The organism is Paenibacillus antri (genome assembly GCF_005765165.1).
GTDB classification, from domain to species: Bacteria; Bacillota; Bacilli; order Paenibacillales; family YIM-B00363; genus Paenibacillus_AE; species Paenibacillus_AE antri.
In genome coordinates, this window is record NZ_VCIW01000020.1 from 64,129 (window position 1) to 82,340 (window position 18,212).

At 60.4% G+C, this 18,212-nt stretch carries 19 protein-coding genes; 9 read left to right on the forward strand and 10 right to left on the reverse strand.

All coding sequences use genetic code 11. From position 1 onward, the window contains the following. Positions 1-123: 123 nt before the first annotated feature. Positions 124-1,236: a glycoside hydrolase family 88 protein gene (locus tag FE782_RS24545; RefSeq protein ID WP_138197078.1), complete on the forward strand. Its 1,113-nt coding sequence runs from the start codon at positions 124-126 to the stop codon at positions 1,234-1,236. A 56-nt stretch (positions 1,237-1,292) separates the two neighbouring features. Here the strand turns inward: FE782_RS24545 and trhA are convergent, their stop codons facing one another. Further along, positions 1,293-1,931, reverse strand: a complete 639-nt coding sequence (trhA, locus tag FE782_RS24550; RefSeq protein ID WP_138197005.1) for a PAQR family membrane homeostasis protein TrhA — start codon at positions 1,929-1,931, stop codon at positions 1,293-1,295. A gap of 156 nt (positions 1,932-2,087) precedes the next feature. Here trhA and FE782_RS24555 point away from each other — a divergent pair, with 156 nt between their 5' ends. The 4 genes from FE782_RS24555 to chrA all read left to right on the forward strand — a co-directional run bounded on the left by FE782_RS24555 (position 2,088) and on the right by chrA (position 5,023). Continuing rightward, entirely contained in the window at positions 2,088-3,314 is a 1,227-nt protein-coding gene (locus tag FE782_RS24555; RefSeq protein WP_138197006.1) for a SulP family inorganic anion transporter, read from the forward strand. Between the two features lie 101 nt (positions 3,315-3,415). Then, positions 3,416-3,871, forward strand: coding sequence for a chromate efflux transcriptional regulator ChrS (chrS, locus tag FE782_RS24560; protein ID WP_238392649.1), 456 nt, complete (start codon positions 3,416-3,418; stop codon positions 3,869-3,871). A gap of 33 nt (positions 3,872-3,904) precedes the next feature. Beyond that, a complete protein-coding gene (chrB, locus tag FE782_RS24565) occupies positions 3,905-4,486 on the forward strand; it encodes a chromate efflux transporter ChrB (RefSeq protein ID WP_138197008.1) in 582 nt (193 codons plus the stop codon). Positions 4,487-4,489: 3 nt separating this feature from the next. Further along, the gene (gene chrA / locus FE782_RS24570; protein WP_138197009.1) at positions 4,490-5,023 is read left to right on the forward strand and encodes a chromate efflux transporter ChrA; all 534 of its coding nucleotides are present in this window, start codon (positions 4,490-4,492) and stop codon (positions 5,021-5,023) included. A 46-nt stretch (positions 5,024-5,069) separates the two neighbouring features. Here the strand turns inward: chrA and FE782_RS24575 are convergent, their stop codons facing one another. Then, positions 5,070-5,690 (reverse strand): nitroreductase family protein, encoded by a 621-nt coding sequence (locus FE782_RS24575; RefSeq protein WP_138197010.1) that lies wholly within the window; start codon positions 5,688-5,690, stop codon positions 5,070-5,072. A 161-nt stretch (positions 5,691-5,851) separates the two neighbouring features. Between FE782_RS24575 and FE782_RS24580 the strand changes: the two genes are divergently transcribed. Beyond that, on the forward strand, positions 5,852-7,309 hold the full coding sequence (locus FE782_RS24580) for an amidase family protein (protein ID WP_238392650.1): 1,458 nt from the start codon (positions 5,852-5,854) through the stop codon (positions 7,307-7,309). A gap of 58 nt (positions 7,310-7,367) precedes the next feature. Here the strand turns inward: FE782_RS24580 and FE782_RS24585 are convergent, their stop codons facing one another. Beyond that, positions 7,368-8,096 carry a phosphonate ABC transporter ATP-binding protein gene (locus FE782_RS24585; protein ID WP_138197012.1) on the reverse strand — a complete coding sequence of 243 codons (729 nt, stop codon included), beginning with the start codon at positions 8,094-8,096 and terminating at the stop codon, positions 7,368-7,370. 150 nt (positions 8,097-8,246) lie between these two features. Here FE782_RS24585 and FE782_RS24590 point away from each other — a divergent pair, with 150 nt between their 5' ends. Together FE782_RS24590 and FE782_RS24595 are read left to right on the forward strand one after the other, a co-directional pair. After that, a complete protein-coding gene (locus FE782_RS24590) occupies positions 8,247-8,531 on the forward strand; it encodes a hypothetical protein (protein ID WP_138197013.1) in 285 nt (94 codons plus the stop codon). A 92-nt stretch (positions 8,532-8,623) separates the two neighbouring features. Beyond that, positions 8,624-9,010 (forward strand): VOC family protein, encoded by a 387-nt coding sequence (locus FE782_RS24595; RefSeq protein WP_138197014.1) that lies wholly within the window; start codon positions 8,624-8,626, stop codon positions 9,008-9,010. Between the two features lie 88 nt (positions 9,011-9,098). Here FE782_RS24595 and FE782_RS24600 read toward each other — a convergent pair whose 3' ends face one another. After that, positions 9,099-9,641 (reverse strand): GNAT family N-acetyltransferase, encoded by a 543-nt coding sequence (locus FE782_RS24600; RefSeq protein WP_138197015.1) that lies wholly within the window; start codon positions 9,639-9,641, stop codon positions 9,099-9,101. A gap of 494 nt (positions 9,642-10,135) precedes the next feature. Between FE782_RS24600 and FE782_RS24605 the strand changes: the two genes are divergently transcribed. Beyond that, positions 10,136-11,626 carry a stalk domain-containing protein gene (locus tag FE782_RS24605; protein ID WP_138197016.1) on the forward strand — a complete coding sequence of 497 codons (1,491 nt, stop codon included), beginning with the start codon at positions 10,136-10,138 and terminating at the stop codon, positions 11,624-11,626. A gap of 312 nt (positions 11,627-11,938) precedes the next feature. On the opposite strand, the gene FE782_RS24610 is transcribed toward FE782_RS24605, so the two are convergent. The 6 genes from FE782_RS24610 to FE782_RS24635 are packed head-to-tail and all read right to left on the reverse strand — an operon-like array spanning position 11,939 to position 18,088. Beyond that, positions 11,939-12,913 carry a phosphotriesterase family protein gene (locus FE782_RS24610; protein WP_138197017.1) on the reverse strand — a complete coding sequence of 325 codons (975 nt, stop codon included), beginning with the start codon at positions 12,911-12,913 and terminating at the stop codon, positions 11,939-11,941. Then, a complete protein-coding gene (locus FE782_RS24615; RefSeq protein WP_138197018.1) occupies positions 12,910-14,682 on the reverse strand; it encodes an L-fucose isomerase in 1,773 nt (590 codons plus the stop codon). Before FE782_RS24615 ends, FE782_RS24610 begins: the two co-directional genes overlap by 4 nt. Before the next feature lie 18 nt (positions 14,683-14,700). Then, the gene (locus FE782_RS24620; protein ID WP_138197019.1) at positions 14,701-15,549 is read right to left on the reverse strand and encodes a sugar phosphate isomerase/epimerase family protein; all 849 of its coding nucleotides are present in this window, start codon (positions 15,547-15,549) and stop codon (positions 14,701-14,703) included. Next, complete coding sequence (locus tag FE782_RS24625) at positions 15,546-16,499, reverse strand: phosphoglycerate dehydrogenase (protein WP_138197020.1); 954 nt, start codon at positions 16,497-16,499, stop codon at positions 15,546-15,548. Before FE782_RS24625 ends, FE782_RS24620 begins: the two co-directional genes overlap by 4 nt. An 8-nt stretch (positions 16,500-16,507) precedes the next feature. Continuing rightward, positions 16,508-17,122 (reverse strand): glucose-6-phosphate isomerase, encoded by a 615-nt coding sequence (locus FE782_RS24630; RefSeq protein WP_138197021.1) that lies wholly within the window; start codon positions 17,120-17,122, stop codon positions 16,508-16,510. Positions 17,123-17,146: 24 nt separating this feature from the next. Beyond that, a complete protein-coding gene (locus tag FE782_RS24635; RefSeq protein WP_138197022.1) occupies positions 17,147-18,088 on the reverse strand; it encodes a shikimate dehydrogenase family protein in 942 nt (313 codons plus the stop codon). Positions 18,089-18,212 lie beyond the last annotated feature (124 nt).

The window sequence follows — 18,212 nt, forward strand, 5'->3', positions numbered from 1 at the left end:
CTTCAGTCTCCTCGAAAAGATAGATTAACGACATTTTCGCATAACTGACCTGCACTTTGGAAGCCGTTCAAGCCTTATGATCAATAAAAAGGAAGCTATCTTCGAAGGAGAGATAAGAATATGATGAATCGGGAGACGATCGCGGACGTTATGGGGCGCCTCGAACCGAAGGTCGATCATATGATCGACGCCATCGGCAAGAGGTCTCCGCACTTCGCCGACGCTTCGGGCGCGTACGACGATCGGAAGACGGACTGGTGGACGTCGGGGTTTTGGCCCGGCATCTTATGGCTGATGTACGACGTGACGGGGAAGGAGCATTATAAGGAAGCCGCTTGGCCCTGGGACGAGACGCTCGAATATTGGCTGTCGCACCCGACCGAGGATACGCACCACGACGTCGGATTTCAATACTTGCAGACGGCCGTCGTCAAATTTATGATCACCGGCGACTCGAACGCGAAGCGTATCGGCCTGAACGCGGCCAATTACCTCGCGGGCCGCTACAACCCGGCGGGACGGTTCATCCGGGCTTGGAACGGGGACAAGAACGGCTGGGCGATCATCGATTGTATGATGAACGTCTCTCTCTTGTTCTGGGCGTCCGAGACGACCGGCGATCCGCGGTATAAGCATATCGCGATGTCGCATGCCGATACCGCCGCCCGCGTCTTCATTCGCGAGGACGGATCGGCGAATCATATCGCCGTCTTCGACGCGGAGACCGGCGAATTCCGCGAAGCGCTCGGCGGACAAGGCTACGCGGCCGAATCCGCCTGGAGCCGCGGCGCGGCCTGGGCGCTGAACGGCTTCGCCAATACGTACCGCCGTACGGGCGAACGCCGATACTTGGACACCGCGAAGCGCGTCGCCCACTTCTTCTTATCCGCCCTGCCGGAAGATAAGGTGCCGTATTGGGACTTCCGCCTGCCGACGCTCGAAGGGGAGCCGCGGGATACGTCCGCCGCGGCGATCGCCGCGTCCGGGCTGCTCGAAATCGCGGACGCGGTTCCGGCGGGCGAGAGACGCCTCTACTTGCAGGGCGCTCACGACATCCTGCAATCGCTGACGGAGCGTTATGCGACATGGGATCGGCCGGAAGCGCAAGCCATTCTCACCGGCGCGACCGGCCATAAGCCGGCGGGTCAATACGTCGACGGCTCGCTCATCTACGGCGATTATTATTACATCGAAGCGATCGCCAAGCTGTACGGCTGGGAGCGACGCGTCTATTAACGCAGCGAAGCCGCGGGGAGCCCCGCGGCTTCTTCTTTTTTCGACGTCTCGATGTCTTATGGCAGCATGAACAGGATCGCCGCGAAATGGGTGACGGATCCGCCCAGCACGAACAGATGCCAAACCGCATGATGATGCGGGAACGCCCGCCAGACGTAAAACACGGATCCCAACGTATAACATAACCCGCCGATCACGAGCAGCCGAATGCTCTCCGGGCTGGCGGCCATGACGAGCGGCTTCCACATAAAGACGATCAACCATCCCATCGCGATATAGCCGAACGTCGAGAAAAACACGAACCGCTTCGTATAGAACGCCTTAAACACGACGCCGCCCACCGCCATCCCCCACACGACGCCGAACAGCGTCCAGCCGAGCGGGCTTCGAAGCAGCGTAAGCAAGATCGGGGTGTACGTTCCCGCGATAAACAAATAGATCGAGGAATGATCGAACGTCTCGAACAAATCCTTCAGCTTCCCCTCGGGGAACGCATGCACGAGCGTCGACGACGTATACAAAATCAGCATCGTCGCCCCATAGATCGAATAACTGACGATATGCCACGCCGTCCCCTTCAAGCTGGCGAAGACGACGAGCAGAACGAGGGCGACGAGGCTGAAGATCGCGCCGAGGCCGTGCGTGATCGCATTGACGAGCTCTTCCCTTCGCGAATAGACGTACGTATTGACCATCCCGCTCCACCTCCTAATATCCAAGTTCCCCTATTATACTATATCCCGTTCCATTTTCTCCCCTGCGGACGGAAATCATCCCCTCCCCGCCGGCTTGTCATGATTCGGACGAACCTTCGATATGAATAATTATCGGTCGAAGGAGGTTGTTGCACTGTGACCAAAGTATCGCCGCTTCGGACGTTCCTGCGGGACGCGACGGCCGGCGCGATCGTAGCCGTCCTGCTCGTGCCTCAGAGCATGGCGTATGCGATGCTCGCCGGCGCCCCGCCCGAGGCCGGATTATATGCGGCCGCCCTGCCGCTCCTGGTGTATGCCGCTCTCGGAACGTCCAAGCACTTATCGGTAGGTCCCGCTTCCATCGTGTCGCTCCTGGCGTTCGCCGGGGTCGGCGCGCTGACCGGCCCGGGTTCGCCCTCCCACGCCTCGCTGCTGACCGCGTTATCGCTGAGCGTCGGCGCCCTGCTGCTCCTGTTCGGCGTGCTCCGCGTCGGGCGCTGGGTCGATCGAGTCGACCGCTCCGTCATCCACGGCTTTATTTCCGCCGCCGGGATCGTCATCTGCATACAGCAGATCGGCCCGCTCGCCGGCGTGTCGATTCCCCGCGAGGAGCGGTTCATGTCGCTATTCCCGGCGATCGTTCGCTCGCTGGACGGCGCGCATCTCTTGACGGCCGCGGTCGGCCTGCTCTGTCTGGCGGCGTTATATGGGCTGCACAAGGCGCTTCCGATCGCGATCGGTCCGCTCGCCGCGCTTCTGGTCGCCGCCGCGGCGACGAAGCGGTTCGGTCTGCACGGCCTCGGCGTAGACATCGTCGGCGCCGTCCCTGCCGGCCTGCCCGACCTGCGCTTCGCTCTTCCTTCCGCCGGCACGGCGCTCGACCTGTTGCCCACGGCGCTCGCGATCTCGCTCATCGTCTGCTTCGAGTCGTACGCCGTGGCCGCGTCGATCGCCGCGAAAGCCGGCTATCCGCTGCGCGCGAATCGCGAGCTGATCGCGCTCGGCGCCGCGAACGTCGCGAGCTCCGTCGTCGGCTCGGTCCCGGTCGCCGGGGCGATGTCGCGCTCGGCCGTCAACTACGCGTCCGGCGCGCGAACGAAGCTGGCCGGCGCGATCTCGGCCGCGTTCGCGACGGCGGCGGTCCTCTATGCGACCGAGCTCCTCTACTTCATTCCGAAAGCCGCGATGGCGGCGGTGATCGTCTTCTCCGTCGCGCGCCTGATCGACGGCGCTTCGCTCGTATCGCGCGGCGAACGATCTCCCCGCGCGTATACGATCCTCTTGCTTACGTTCGCCGCGACGCTCGCCGTCGGCGTGTTCGAAGGGCTGTTGATCGGGATCGCCGCCTCTCTCGTGCCGACGGCCTTGCGAAAAAAACGTTGAAGATTCCCATAAATCGGAGTATATTCTTACGTAACGAAACAAAAACTATTGTTTTCATTACGTATCGAATGAATATTTCGAGAATGGAGATCGTTTCGAAAATGGACCCGACGATTGACGAGATCGATCGCAAGCTGATTTCCCTTCTTTCGCAGGATGGAAGGGCCTCCTACACCGACCTGGCGAAAGAGGTCGGACTGTCCCGCGTAGCGGTGCAAACCCGGTTGAACGCATTGACGGAGAACGGCGTCATCGAGCGCTTCGCCTGCATCCTCAACCCTGAACGCCTGGGCTTAACCGTCTCCGCCTTCTTCAACGTCGACGTCGAGCCGCGGCATCTGATGGCGATCGCGGATCGACTGGCCGAAGAACCGGAGGTAACGAGCCTGTACCATATGTCGGGGCCGAGCAAGCTGCACATGCACGGACTGTTCGCCTCGCATCGGGAGATGGAGACGTTCCTGCAGCGTAAGCTGTACCCGCTGGAAGGCGTCGTCAGCGTCGACTGCCAAGTGTTGATCAAGCGTTATAAGAGCCGCATGGGAATTCGTCTGTAAGACGACGCGCCGGCGGAAGAAGGAGAGGACATCATGGGCAACGCATACTTGCAGCTCGGCGCGGCGATGTGCCGAACGGGAATTTTGGGATACGGCGGCGGGCCTTCGATCGTGCCGTTGATCCGCTACGAAGCGGTGACGAGATACCGTTGGATGAGCGACGAGGAATTCGGGGAGGTGCTCGCGATCGCGAACGCGCTGCCGGGTCCGATCGCGACGAAGCTGGCCGCGTACTTGGGCTATCGGCAAAAAGGGGCGTTAGGCGCGCTCGTCGGGCTGCTGAGCCACATCGTGCCGACGTGCGTCGCGATGGTCGTCTTGTATGCCTTCATTACATTCTTCAGCACGTCGCCCGTCATACGGGGCATGATCGCCGCCGTCGTACCGGTCGTCGCCGTCATGCTCGGCGTCATGGCGTACGAATTCGGAGAGAAAGCGGTGAAAGGGCTCGGCCTCCCGCTCGGCATCGGGTCGTTCGTCTTGACGTTCGTCCTGCTGCAGCTCGTCGGGCTGCATCCGGCGATCGTCATCGCCCTCTTCCTCGGGTACGGCGCCTTCCATCATAAGCTAACGCAGCGCTGGAACGCTCGGCGTCTCCGGAAGGAGGAGGGCTGAGCGATGTCGGAATGGTGGGAGTTATTCCTCGCGTTTTTCCTGGCGAACGTGTTCGGTTACGGCGGCGGTCCGGCCTCCATCCCGCTCATGTATCAAGAGGTCGTGCCGAACCACGGCTGGCTGACGAGCGCCGAATTTACGAACGTGCTCGCGCTCGGCAACTCGCTGCCCGGTCCGATCGCCACGAAGATCGCATCGTACGTCGGGTACGACGTATCCGGCTGGGTCGGCGTCATCGTCGCGGTGACCGCGACCGTCCTGCCGTCCGCGGTCGCGCTCATCGTCCTGCTTCGCCTGCTTCAACGCTATAAGCAATCGCCGGCCGTGAAAGGCATGACGTTATTGGTTCAGCCGGTCATCGCCGTCATGATGCTGATCGTCACGTGGGAGAGCTCGGTCGAATCCGTCCTCGCCATCGGCCTGCTGCAATTCGCGGGCATCGCCGCGGTCGCCTTCTACTTGATGCAGCGGCGCAAGATTCACCCGGCGTTCGTCATCCTCGGCGCGTTCGTTTACGGCGGCGTGTTTCTATCGTAAATTGCGAAAACGCCCGGTCTCCAAGGGAGAAACCGGGCGTTTCTTTTCACTGATGCACCTTCATCCGCTTCTCCAGCGGCTCGAACGACTTGTCGCCCGGCTGCTGCGTCGGATTGCCGAACGGCATCTGCGCGATCAGCTTCCACTCCTTCGGCACGTTCCACGCGGACCGCACTTCGTCGTCGATCAACGGATTGTAATGCTGCAAGGAGCAGCCGAGCCCTTCCAGCTCGAGCGCCGTCCAGACGACGTATTGAAGCATCCCGTTCGATTGCAGCGACCACAGCGGAAAGTTGTCCTTATAGGTCGGGAACTTCTGCTGCAGCCCTTCGACGACCGATTCGTCCTCGAAGAACAGAATCGTGCCGTACCCCGCCGCGAAGCCGTTCATTCGCTGCTGCGTGGCATCGAACTGATCCGCCGGCACGATCTTGCGAAGCGTCTCCGTCGTGATGCTCCACAGCTTATCATGATGCTGTCCGAACAGTACCAAGACCCGGGCGCTCTGCGAGTTGAACGACGACGGCGTGTGCAGGACCGCCTCGCCGACGATCTCTTGAATCCGCTCCTCCGAGACGACTTTCTTGTTCCCGATCCCGTAATACGATCGTCTATGCTTGACGGCGGTCAAAAATTCGGAGCTTTGAATGGTCGTCGCTTGCGACATTACGGTTCCTCCTTCGAATGACAATCGAGTTTAGTTTGATTGTTCCAAGGGGGGACTATGTGTCGAAAGCTCCCGATTTCCAAGGAAATGACTGGGGAATACGGACGAACGGATTGCGGTACACTGAGAACCGACGAAGGCTTGGCAGAGGAGGAGATCCGTTGATCGATTTCGAGGAAACGACGATTCTCGAGATGCAGCGAGGAATGGAGAACGGATCGTTCCGAGCGAAGGAACTGACGCTGTATTACATGGAGAGAATCTCCGAGCTCGATAAGAACGGTCCGCGGCTCAACGCCGTGCTGGAATGGAATCCCGATGCGCTCGCGATCGCGGAAGCGATGGATCGGGAACGGGAGGTTCGCGGAGCCCGCGGCCCGCTGCATGGAATTCCGGTCCTGCTTAAGGACAATATCGAAACCGCGGACCGGCTGCACACGAGCGCCGGCGCGATGGCGCTCGCGGACTCGTACGCGGCGAAAGACGCCTTCGTCGTAAGGCGTCTGCGGCAAGCGGGCGCCATCGTGCTTGGCAAAGCAAATATGAGCGAGATGGCGAAGTTCGTATCGGAATCGATGCCGAACGCTTACAGCTCCCGAGGCGGCATCGTGCGCAATCCGTACGGACCGGGCGAGTTCGACGTCGGCGGGTCCAGCTGCGGATCGGCCGTCGCGGTAGCCGCCAACCTGACGACGGTGTCGCTCGGAACGGAGACGCTCGGCTCGATCATCAATCCCGCAGTGGAAAATTCGATCGTCGGCCTCGATCCCACGATCGGACTCGTCAGCCGGACCGGCTTGATTCCGCTCGCGCCGACCCACGATACGATCGGACCGATGACGAGAACCGTAGCCGACGCCGCGGTCGTGCTGAGCGCGATCGCCGGGTTCGACGAGGAGGACGTCTCCACGCGAATGGGCATGGGCCACGCGCTGGACGACTACCTGCCCTGCTTGGACGAAGGGGGACTGCGAGGGGCTCGCATCGGCATTCCCAAAGACGCCGACTACCCCGATCTCGAGCGGGAGGATCGCCGCCTGCTGGAGCGCGAGCTCGAGACGCTGCGGCGGCTCGGAGCGGACCTCGTGGAGATCGACGACCTGAACAAGCTGCAGCGGCAAAAATGGGATGTAACCGTCTTAATGTACGAATTCAAACCGGCGTTCAACCATTACCTCAGTCTGCTCGGCCCCCACGTTCCGATCCACTCCCTTAAGGACTTGATCGCGTACAACCGGCTCCATAATCCCGGCGTCGCGTTGTACGGTCAGCAGCTGCTGTTGGCCGCGGAGCGGACGAGCGGCACGCTGACGGAGGCGGAGTATATTCGGGCCAAGCTGCGCGACCTGCGCCTCTCTCAGCGCGAAGGGATCGACGCCTTCATCGACCGGTACCGGTTGGACGCGATTCTCTCCCCCGGTCATACGGGCGTCGCCGCTCCGGCGAAGGCGGGATATCCGTCCATCACCGTGCCCGCCGGATACCACGATTCCGGCAAGCCGTTCGGGCTGACGTGGACGAGCGGAGCGTTTACCGAACCGAAATTATTGTCGTTCGCATACGCTTACGAACAAGCGACGAAGCATCGGAAATCGCCGGCGTTCAATATCAAAGGATAGGTACAACGACGACAGGGGCGACTCCTCGACGAGGAGCGCCCCTGTGCCATTTTCCAAACTATAACAACTTATTGCGCTCCGCCGCCGTCAGCCGACGAGCCCGAATATCGAGCGCGACGCGCCCGTCCGCGATGCCGACGATGCGGGAGGCGTACTTCTCGGCCATCTCGATGTTCTGCAGCGCGCAGACGACGGTCACGGTCTCGCGGCGGTACAGCTCCTTGAAGCTCTCCATGATCTTCTCCGCGTTAATCGGATCGAGGCCTACGACGGGATCGTCCGCGACGATCAGCTTCGCCCCTTGCGACAGCGCCCGCGCGATCAACACGCGCTGCTTCTCCCCGCCGCTCAGCTTCTCAACCTTCTGGAGCGCCTTATCGAGCAGACCGACCTGCTCGAGATAGTCCATCGCGCGAACATGCTCCTCCTCGGACGGCTTGCCTCCGATCAGCTGCCGCCAAAAGGAAAACTGACGGAAGCGCCCCGTCACCACGTTGCGGAACGCCGTCCGGCGCCCGTTCAGCTGATCCGTCGAGCCGATCACCGACCAATCCTTGCTGGCTTCCCACCGCGTCCACCAGTTGCTCTGCGTCAGGTTGACCCCGTTCATCACGACGTCTCCCCCGTCCGGACGTTCCTTGCCGACCATGCACCGAAGAAGCGTGCTCTTCCCGCTGCCGCTGCCGCCGATGATCGCGACGAAATCGCCGCGGTTCACCTCCAGATCGACTCCCTTCAACACCGGCGTGTCGCCGTAGCTTTTGACCAAGTTGTTCACGATGAGCATAAGATGACTCCTTGTCCGTAATCGTAATGTCTCGTCGTTCGTAAGTAATGCGCTTTCTTAGATTATACCTCAATTCGGGACGAGCCGCGCACATAATTCCGGCCGGGGTCGAACATTTTATAGTAAGAATAGGAAGAGGAGGGAATTCGCATGTACGAAAAGGGCGACGAAACGCTCATCCAACGCTTGAAACGGTATTACGAAGACTACCGACTGTCGGAGGATCCCGACGCGAGCTTCCGCGACGCCTGCGCGGCGTTATCGCTGTCGGTCATCGACACCGTGGGCGAGCTCGCGGACCGCGACGACTGCTCCGCGATTCGCAACGTGCTGCGGGAATACCGGGAAATCCGGTCCTCGATCGGCGGCAGCAACGACTCCGTGAAGGAACGGCTCGAGCGGGAGCTGCGCGAGCGCGCCTCGCAGCCGGTATAAGGAGAGGACGGATACGGGCGTCCGGACGACCATTGACAGTTCGTGGAAGGTTGCCTATGATGGTATCATTTCTCATACCTCGGGAGGGTACTATGGCAAGCAATCGCATGGATCATGTCGGCATCATGGTAACGAATATGGACGCTTCGATTCGGTTTTACACGGAGGTCGTCGGTCTACGATTGAAGGACCGGTTGACGCATACGAACGGCGTCATCGAACTTGCCTTCCTCGGCTACGGCCGCGAGGGCGAAACCGAGCTCGAGCTCATTCAAGGCTACAACGACAAGCTGCCCGCCGAAGGCAAAGTGCATCACGCCGCGTTCGCCGTAGACGACGTCGAAGCGGAATTCGGCCGGCTTCAAGCGTCCGAGGTTCGGCTGATCGATACCGAAATCACGACGCTGCCGAACGGATACCGGTATTTCTTCTTCTACGGACCGGACGGCGAGTGGATCGAGTTTTTCCAACGCAGCTAAAACGTAAATTGAGGCGGAGAGGAGCGGGAATCGGTTTCCCGCTCCTTTCTTACCTGATTTCATTTGCTCAGGCGAACCTGTCGCTCGATTACCCCTTCTCTAACGCAAACCATTCCTTGGCTAAAATGGAATATTGATAAGAATCATGCCACTTCCCTTTTGCAAAGAGATGCTCGCGCAAATGCCCTTCATAGGTCATACCGATTTTTTTCATCACGCTTGCGGATCCTACATTTTCCGGCCTGCAGGTAGCATACATTCGGTGCAACCCCAAATCGGAAAAGCCGAAGCGCAATATTTCGCGCGCGGCTTCGCTCGCGAATCCCTTACGCCAATATTGCGGATTCAAACAATACCCTATCTCCCCCACCCCAACGGCCTCCACATGAAGACCCACTCCGCCGATCAGTTCTCCGCCGGAGGAAAGCGTAACGGCTAACTCGTAGTCTTTACGCGGGGTTTGATTTTGCATTTCGAACGTCCGTTCGATGAACGACTGCGTTTCGGCTTCCGTATTCGGCCCCCAGATCATATGGGTCGCGACCAATGAGCTAGAGGCATAGGCATGAACCTCCTTCCAGTCATCGAAAACAAAATCCCTAATCGTTAATCGTTCCGTTATCAGTTTCATTACCATGCCTCCCCCGCGAAGATCCGATTAATGCCGTTCGAATGATCTTACAGAACCCAGTTATTGGATTATACTCGATGTGTTTAACAATTCATAGGGTATTGCTTGATTGCTTCTGAGACAAACATACTTGCATAAGAGTCCCAGTCTGTTTCATCTGTGTTTATCTCTAGAGTCGGAATTTGCGATTGTGTTGCACATATGCGAAGGTTCTCCTGGTCCGCTAAGAACTTTTGACATGCCTCCGTTACCGTGGAGTGGCTTTTCGTCGCCTATGATTTCCAAGCTTCGACATGGCCATTTAATAGCCGAATATGCGAATCCTTATCCATCGCTCTTAAGACTAACCTTCCGATAGTTCCTCGTTAATCCAAGTGAAGTTTGTGTTTTCCCTCCATCTTTTCCTTCTAGATTTGAGCCACGGAAACTTTTAGACTTATTGCGCGTTTAGTAAATATCACCATAAATTGCTATTGGGCAGGAGGAGAAATGATTTGAAGCGGTGGATTGCAAGATTGTTATTCGCGGTTTTCCTAACAGTACCATTCGTCTGTACACCTGTTGCGGATGCATCCAACATCAGTTCATTCGGAACCTCTCATTTAATCAAACCGGACGGGTCCTATTGGATGTGGGGGGATCGCAGGACCGTACCTACGCAGCTCGTCGAACTATCTGACGTGAAGAAAGCCGTGCAGGATTATGTCGTCACTGAAGAAGGGAAAGTATACTTAGTTTCAAAGCAATTCTACTCCTTAGAGTATGAAGTGTACCCGGTCAAGGCATTGCATCACCTGGAAGAAGTGTATTACGGCTATGGCAGATCGCTGTTCCTGGATCGGGAAGGGAAGGTTTATGCGGCTCCGAAGGAGCCAGAGCAAGATCTCTCTATTCCCGATCGGTTAGACCGTATTCAGCCCATGGCCGCTATGGATGACGTCAAGGATATTGGCGGCTACGTTGTTGAGAGTCATCGGCACCCGTGGGTCTATCAACCGATGTGGCTGTTTCTAAAGAATGACGGGACCGTGTGGAGAGGACAGGCGGACGCAGATGCTTGGGAACGAGTCCCTCTACTAGATGGCACGGTTGACATCGATCGCAATCTTGCATTAAAGGAAGACGGGAGCGTCTGGACGCTGCCTACCGCTTGGTCGGAAGATGGCCCCGGCGAACCTGAACAGGTCGCAGCGTTGCAAGGGATCGAATCCATCCATACGAACGGGAGATCTAGCGTGGCTGTCGACAATCAAGGCCAGGTGTGGTTTTGGGGAGCGACCGTCACCGGGTTCTCGGACGGCACCACCCCTCACGATCATAAGACACCGATTTTGCTCGAACAGATCGATCTAGCGACCCATGCCTATGTCGTCGATCGCTCGCTTATCGTTCATACTCTTGACGACCGCGTCCTCGAGGCTTCGATCAACGTGGAGAAGTTGGACGGTTCTCTGAGCTTCCGTCTGCTTGCCTCTAACATCCAACATCTGGAGGCTGCATGGTCCCACATCATCATGCAGCAGGAGGATGGGACGTTATTCGGTTGGGGGGCAAACGACCGCGCTCAGCTCGGAACCGGGAATTATGAATCCGCCTTCGAAAGACCCGTTGCGTTACAACGACCGATCAGCTTACGCCTCAATGAGAAACCGGTACAATTAGCCAACGGCATTATGTTGCAAGGAGGTCAAGCCTTCATCCCGCTTCGTTCCGTCTTCGAACAGTTGGGTGCAACGATATCTTGGGACCATCCGACGCAGACGGTGACGATCCAACGAACCGGAATGGACCATCCGGACTTAATGATCGAAATTCATTATGCCAACGGGGAAGTATTGCTCAATGGCCAATTGGTTGAATTGGAAAACGAACCGTTCATTATTAACGGAAGCGCGTACTTGCCCCTTCGATTCATCAGCGAGACGCTCGGCGCACAGGTTGACTGGAACCAACCGGAGGAAAGCATTCATATCATTGCAGAGTAACCCGATAACACCGGCGGAGCGATGGACAAATCCCATGCTCCGCCCCCTTCAACGGGAAAAGGCTGTCGATCGGGGGTCTGTCCGGCTGCCGCAGCTCACTTCTGGCATTAAGGGACTGAGCTAACCGAGACGATAGTACCCTCGTCTTTCGTAAAACTTGTGAACATTCACTCGACTGGGGTGAGATAGCAGTTTCATTCCGAAATATCCATTGTTGCGGCCCCATTCTCCAGAAAACTTATCAACCAATTCCCTATGCCCTGATTTCTATGACTTTCCTTAACCACGACGACGGCGACCGGGCTGCGATGCTCATGGCTTGAACGCGAACGCCTCGGCGGGATTGTCGACCATCCATCGCCGAATCGCTTCGTCAGAGGCGCCGAACCGCGCAAGCAGCGGGAGAAACGTCTCGATCAAATACGTCCAGCCGATAGCTCCGCCGTAATGCTTCAGCCTGGCGCGCGTCGTGTCGAGACCGAGCAGGATGCGATTCTCCAGCCCCCACTCAAGCAGCTGCAAAAGCAAACGAGCTTCATCCTCGTCCGAGTGATACTTGAAACGGCCGATCGTGTCGTACTCGAGGTACACGCCGAGCTTCGCAAGCTCTCGATGCGTCTCCGGCCGCGCCGTCGTCCGGTCGAGATGGCATAACACGACGTTGTCCGGCCGCACGCCGCGCTCCAAATAATAATAGGCGAGCCAGATCGCTTCCTCGTGCGTCTCGGTGTGGCAGACGATCGGCGCGCCCGTCGCGATCGACGCGGCCGCGGCGGCTGCGAACCAACGCTTGTCCGGATCCGCCATCCGGTCGCGGTCGACCGCCGTCTTGATGACCCCGGCTCGCGCTTCCAGGAATGCCGCCGCAAGCTCGGCCGCGTCGGTCCCCTCGTACATCCCGACCGCGACCTCGTGGACGAAGACGTCCCGCAGCCGCTCCTCCGAATACGTCCGTACCCAATGAGCGTCCGGATAAAACGCGAGCTTATGAAACCCCGTCGACGCGACGAGATGCACATCCGTCTCCATTGACGCGGCGACGAGCGCTCGCTCCATCCGCCCGCAGCCGAGCGGCTGGCAGTCGATCATCGCCCGGCCGCCCGCCGCGCGAAAATCCCGCAGCTCGGCGACCGTCGCCGCGTAATCGTCGATGCGCAGCGCGGGGTTCAACGTCGCGGGATGACCGTCCGCTAAGAACGCGTGCTCATGGCTGTGGCAGAAGCCGAGCGCCGCCTTCGGAATGTCCCCCCGCACCGTCCGGACGAAGCCGCCTGCCCCGCCCGTCACTTGTACAGCGGACCGTACGCCGCGCAGGCGCGGTAGTCGGCGCCCTCCGGATCCTTCGTGCCGAACGCGCTCCAAGCGCTCGGACGGAGCACGCGCGACCGCGGCACGTTATGCATGTTGACCGGAATGCGGAGCATCGACGCGAGGGTGATCAGCTCGCCGCCGATATGTCCGTAGCTGATCGCGCAATGGTTGGAGCCCCAGTTTTCCATCACGTCGTAGACGTCGGAAAATACCGGATCGCCCGGCACGAGGTTCGGCGCGAACCACGTCGTCGGCCATGTCGGCGTCGTGCGCAAATCGAGCTTGTCGTGCACATGCGCCGGTAGCTCGACGGTGACGCCCTCGGCGATCTGCAGCACCGGGCCGAGCCCTTCGACGAGATTGATGCGGCTCATCGTGACCGGCATGCCGCCCTTCGTCAGGAAATCGGTCGAGTATCCGCCGCCGGCGAATTGATCCATATACGTCGGGCGCCAGGACGTCGCCTTCAGACACGCGTCGACCTCATCCGGCGTAATGTCCCAGAACGGCTTCATCGCCGGCCGGCCGTCGACCGTCTGCTCGCCGGTGCCGTCCAGCGCCGCCGGACCGGAATTGATCAGGTGCAGGATGCCGTTCGCGGCGTCTCCTTGCAGCGTCTCCCCGGTCACGCGCTTCACCGCTTCCGGGCTCCAATACGCGCGGACGTCGGCGAAAATTTGCGCCGTGTGCGAGATCAAGTGGTTGAACAGCATGGTGACCGCGTTCAGGTTGTCGTTTTCCGTAGCTACGATGTAGGGCGGCCGCGTGCCGTTCCAATCGAACGACGAGTTCAGAATCGCCTCGAGGAAGTCGGCGCTGGGGAAGTGATCCGTCCACTCGCGCTGGCCTTGGAAGCCCGCCGCGATCGCATGGTACCCGTACGCTTCTTCTTCGTAGCCCATCTCCGCCAGCTTCGGGTTGCCGACCATCAAGTCCCGTACGATCAGCGCCATCTTGACGACGGTTTCCCAATTCCGGTCTTTGGCGTCCCGCGCGATCTGCAGCTCCGCCGGATTCGGATCCTCGCCCTCGGCGCAGTTATCCTTCACCCACCGCAGCGCGCGCTCGTATTCCGCCGGATCGTAGATCCCGTTATCGATGCGCCGCGTCACCTCGGTCATGTCGACGTAAGCGTTCTTCATGCCGAGGTACCGCTGATAGAACGAATCGTCGACGATGCAGCCCGCGATGCCCATCGAGACGGAGCCGATCGACAAATACGCCTTATCGCGCAGCGTCGCGACGGCCAAACCCGCCTTCGCGAACTGCAGCAGCTTCGCGCGGACGTCCTCCGGAACGCTGTCGTCGTCCATGTCCTGCACTTCGCGGCCGTAAATTTTGAAGGCGGGCAAGCCTTTCTGGTTATGCGCGGCATGCAGCGCGGCGAGATAGACGGCGCCCGGCCGCTCCGTGCCGTTGAAGCCCCAGATCGCGTGAGGCCATTCCGCGTTCATCTCCATCGTCTCGAGCGGGTAACACCAGCCCGACGCGACCGTGACGACGAGGCCGACGCCCTCGCGGCGGAACTTCTCCGTCGCCCGCGCCGCCTCCGGCATACCGGAGATGCAATCGTCCGCAAGAACGCAGACGACCGGCTCTCCGTTCGGATAGCGCAGGTTCGCGCTCAGGAACGAAGCGACCTCGTTCGCGAGGCCCAGCGTCACGTGGCGGGTCGCCGCCTTGACGAGCTTGCGTCGGTCGATGATCGGGCGGATGCCGATTTTCGGATACGTCGTATGCGTCATGTGCTTCGTTCCCCTCTCTTATTCCAGGCCGTATTGAGCCATCTTGCCCTTGATGAACGCGACGCCTTCGCGAACGAGCGCGTCGCCGTTCGGCGCCAGCTGCCGCCATACCCACGTATTCATATTGTCGGTCACGTCGACGAACGATTCGAGCGCCGCATAGCCGTCATACTTCAATTCGCCGAGCGCCCGGAAGATGCCGTCCCAATCGACGAGGCCGGTGCCGGGGATGCCGCGGTCGTTTTCGCAAAGATGGTAATGAATGAGATCCTCGCCCGCGCGCTTCGTCGCCTCGTAGAAGCTCTTCTCCTCGATGTTCATATGGTACGTGTCGAGATGCACCCGGATGTTCGGCTCGCCGATCATCTCCTTGAGACGCAGCGCCTGCTCGCACGTGTTGACGAGATACGACTCGTACCGGTTTACCGGCTCGAGTCCGATCGTGACGCCGACGCGCTGCGCGTACCGCGCCGCTTCCCGCAGCGCCTCCGCCGCCCACGCCCACTCTTCCTCGGTCGGCCGCGACTTGGCCGCTTTCACATGCTGCGAGTAGACGACGCCCGAGAAGCTGGTCGCCCCGATGGCGTGCGTCGCGTCTACGCAATCCTTAAGGTACTGCAGCCCCTTCGCCCGGATGGCCGCGTCCCCGCTCGTAATGTCCGTGTCGCCGAGCAGAACGGTCGACGTGACCGCTTCGAGACCGACGGCGTCGAGCCGGGCCTTCACCGCCGCCGCATCGAACGTGTCGAGCGTCATGAGCGGAATTTCGATGAAATCGAGGCCGAGCCCCTTCACGCGGTCGATCAGGTCCAGCGTGTCGTTCGTCCATTGCGAGCACCAAGCGTACGCATGTATCCCAAGCTTCATTCGTTCGTTCCCCCTCGGAAAAAGTCGACCAACGATCTCGCGGCCATAACCCCCATATTGTCGATCGCTTGAAACGTGGAAGCGGCCGTGTGCGAGCCGATCACCAAATTATCCAGCTCGAGCAGCGCTCGGTTCGCCGGCGGCTCCTGTTCGAACACGTCTAGGCCCGCTCCCCAAATTTTGCCTTGTTTCAGCGCGTCGTACAAGGCGTCCTCGTCGATGAGGCCGCCGCGCGCCGTATTGACGAGGACGGCCGTCGGCTTCATAAGCGCGAGCAGCTCCGCTCCGAACAGCCGATGGGTCGCGGGCGTCAGCGGAAGGTGCAGGCTGACGAAGTCGGAGGCTGCGGCAAGCTCATGCAGGCTGTCGACGTACTCGACGCCGGTCTCGCGCGCGAACGCTTCGTCCCGCGCCAGATCGTACGCGAGAATGCGCATATCGAAGCCGCGCGCCCGCCGCGCCACGCCCTTGCCGATCTGCCCCATGCCGACGAGGCCGAGCGTGCGGCGGTGCAGATCGACGCCGGTCACCTTCCCCCACTCGAGGCGCCGGCAGCCCGCGTCGATCGGCACGATCCGACGCGCCGCCGCCAGCATGAGCGCGAGCGCGAAGTCGGCGACCGCCTCTGCGTTCGCGCCGGTCGTCACGGTGACGCGGATGCCGCGTTCGCGGCAATACTCCATGTCGATATTATCCGTGCCGACGCCGTACTTCGCAACCGCTTTCAGCTTCGGCGCCGCCTCCAGCACGCCGCGGTCGAGCGGATCGACGCCGACGACGATCGCGTCCGCGTCCCGCGCGGCGGCGCGCATCTCCTCGCGCGTCAGGATCCGCCCGTGCGGGTTGCGGGCGATCTCGAAGCCGGCCCGCTCCAGCAGGCGGTACGGCTCCGGGTCGTTTTTGCCGAATGATCGCGGCGTCACCAGCACTTTATAGGTTTGCGCGGTCATCGCTCGCATCACTTCCACTTCGGGTTATCGACGACGACCGGAGCGCCGTCCCGCTCCATGACGATCTTGCGGAAGCCCTTCGTCTCGATGCTGCCGTAGTCGTGGCCGGCGTCGGCCCGGAACACGTAGAACGTGATCAGCGGCTCCGGCCCGACGTTAATGCTGCGATGCGCGTACCGTCCGGGCACGTACACGGCGCGTCCGGGCGAAAATGCTTCGATCCGTACGTCGCCCTCTGGGTTTTCCATCAACATAAATCCCTTGCCGCCGATGCAGTAGTACACTTCCGAAGTATCTAGAATCGTATGAAAATGCCCCTTCGTCATGAAATACTCGTCCCCGACCTTGCCGGGATATACGATGCTCGTGCCGAACGCTAGGTTGCCCTCCGCCTCCGGCACGCCGAGGTCGTAAAATTCATAGAGCAGCGTGTCTTCCTTCTCCAACATCGCGCGGTAAGCGTCGTCGTCGGCGTACATGCCGGACATCTTGGAGAGGTGACGCTTCAAAGACGGCTTCGTATCGGACAATCCGTTATTGAGGCTAAAATAGACGCCGAACGGCGCCGGCGCCGCCGGCGTCCCGCCGGTCGTCGCGTCGTGCGCGCGCGTGTTCGCGGACATGGCGATTCCTCCTCGTTCTCGTCTTTATTTCCGTTGACTCATGGCGATCCGCTCGCAAGCGGCGAACCGCTCCGGCGTCATCTCGAGGTCGAACACTTCGGCGATGACCTGCGTCCAGCCGTGGAGGAAGTAAATCCAGCCGTCCTCGACGTGCAGGCCGCGGGCCGCCTTCTGCCGGTTCGCCTGATGCATGAAATCGAGCTCGCCGCGGTAGTTCAGCTCCCAGACGAGGCCGCCCTCCGGGAACGCGGCGGCGTCCGTCAGCGGCGAGCCCGGGCGGTCTTTGCCGAGCCCCGTCGCGTTCACGACGAGCGAGCCCGGGGCAAGCCGCGCGAGCACCGCATCGTTGTCCGCCGGCGCCGGGCACAGCTCGTATTCGAAGCGCACGGGCGTATCGATCCGGCCGAGCAGCTTCTCGGCCGACCGCAGCCGCGGCTCGCTTCGATTGCTGACGACGATCCTCGACGGGATGTCGCCGCCGCGCGCCGGGTCGGTTAGCCACGAGGCGATCGCGAGCGCGCTGCCGCCGGCGCCCATCAGGAACGCCTCGCCGCCCGCGGCCCAGTGCCCCTTCGGGATGAACGCTTCCATCGCGAGACCGCTCGTGATCGGATCCTTCGCGTGGCCGATCAAGCGGCCGCCGCGCTTCGAGATCGAGGACACCTCCTCGAACGATTCGGCGTACGGGTCGAACGCGTCGAAGACGTCCCGCGCCGCGTGGTACAGATCGATCTTATGCGTCGTGACGAGCGCGCCGAGCGACAGCGGATCCCGCTTAATGAACTCCACGCATTCGACGTACGTCGCCGGATCGGCGTGAATGGCGATATCGATTCCCTTGATGACGGCGTCGTTCAGGCCGAGCGCTTCCGCCCACGGCGGGAACAGCTTCATGATCGACGATTGGCCGGTCGTCACGCCGATAAAATACATCGTCGGCCGCTCGGCCGGTTCCGGTAGTTTCATGGTCTGCGTTCCTCCTCGATTCGTTCGTTGCCGCTGCGTGGGGTACATACGATTTCGCACATCGTAGATAAATTTCTACATTAGAAAAAAATCGACGATGCGGAATTTCGGATACACCGCCTCC

Coding starts and splice junctions, on each gene's coding strand:
- FE782_RS24615 (WP_138197018.1), bottom strand. CDS start 14,682: ATGACGCATACGACGTATCCGAAAATCGGCATCCGCCCGATCATCGAC.
- FE782_RS24545 (WP_138197078.1), top strand. CDS start 124: ATGAATCGGGAGACGATCGCGGACGTTATGGGGCGCCTCGAACCGAAG.
- chrS (WP_238392649.1), top strand. CDS start 3,416: ATGGACCCGACGATTGACGAGATCGATCGCAAGCTGATTTCCCTTCTT.
- FE782_RS24585 (WP_138197012.1), bottom strand. CDS start 8,096: ATGCTCATCGTGAACAACTTGGTCAAAAGCTACGGCGACACGCCGGTG.
- FE782_RS24600 (WP_138197015.1), bottom strand. CDS start 9,641: ATGAAACTGATAACGGAACGATTAACGATTAGGGATTTTGTTTTCGAT.
- FE782_RS24575 (WP_138197010.1), bottom strand. CDS start 5,690: ATGTCGCAAGCGACGACCATTCAAAGCTCCGAATTTTTGACCGCCGTC.
- FE782_RS24590 (WP_138197013.1), top strand. CDS start 8,247: ATGTACGAAAAGGGCGACGAAACGCTCATCCAACGCTTGAAACGGTAT.
- FE782_RS24595 (WP_138197014.1), top strand. CDS start 8,624: ATGGCAAGCAATCGCATGGATCATGTCGGCATCATGGTAACGAATATG.
- FE782_RS24620 (WP_138197019.1), bottom strand. CDS start 15,549: ATGAAGCTTGGGATACATGCGTACGCTTGGTGCTCGCAATGGACGAAC.
- trhA (WP_138197005.1), bottom strand. CDS start 1,931: ATGGTCAATACGTACGTCTATTCGCGAAGGGAAGAGCTCGTCAATGCG.
- FE782_RS24625 (WP_138197020.1), bottom strand. CDS start 16,499: ATGACCGCGCAAACCTATAAAGTGCTGGTGACGCCGCGATCATTCGGC.
- chrB (WP_138197008.1), top strand. CDS start 3,905: ATGGGCAACGCATACTTGCAGCTCGGCGCGGCGATGTGCCGAACGGGA.
- chrA (WP_138197009.1), top strand. CDS start 4,490: ATGTCGGAATGGTGGGAGTTATTCCTCGCGTTTTTCCTGGCGAACGTG.
- FE782_RS24630 (WP_138197021.1), bottom strand. CDS start 17,122: ATGTCCGCGAACACGCGCGCGCACGACGCGACGACCGGCGGGACGCCG.
- FE782_RS24635 (WP_138197022.1), bottom strand. CDS start 18,088: ATGAAACTACCGGAACCGGCCGAGCGGCCGACGATGTATTTTATCGGC.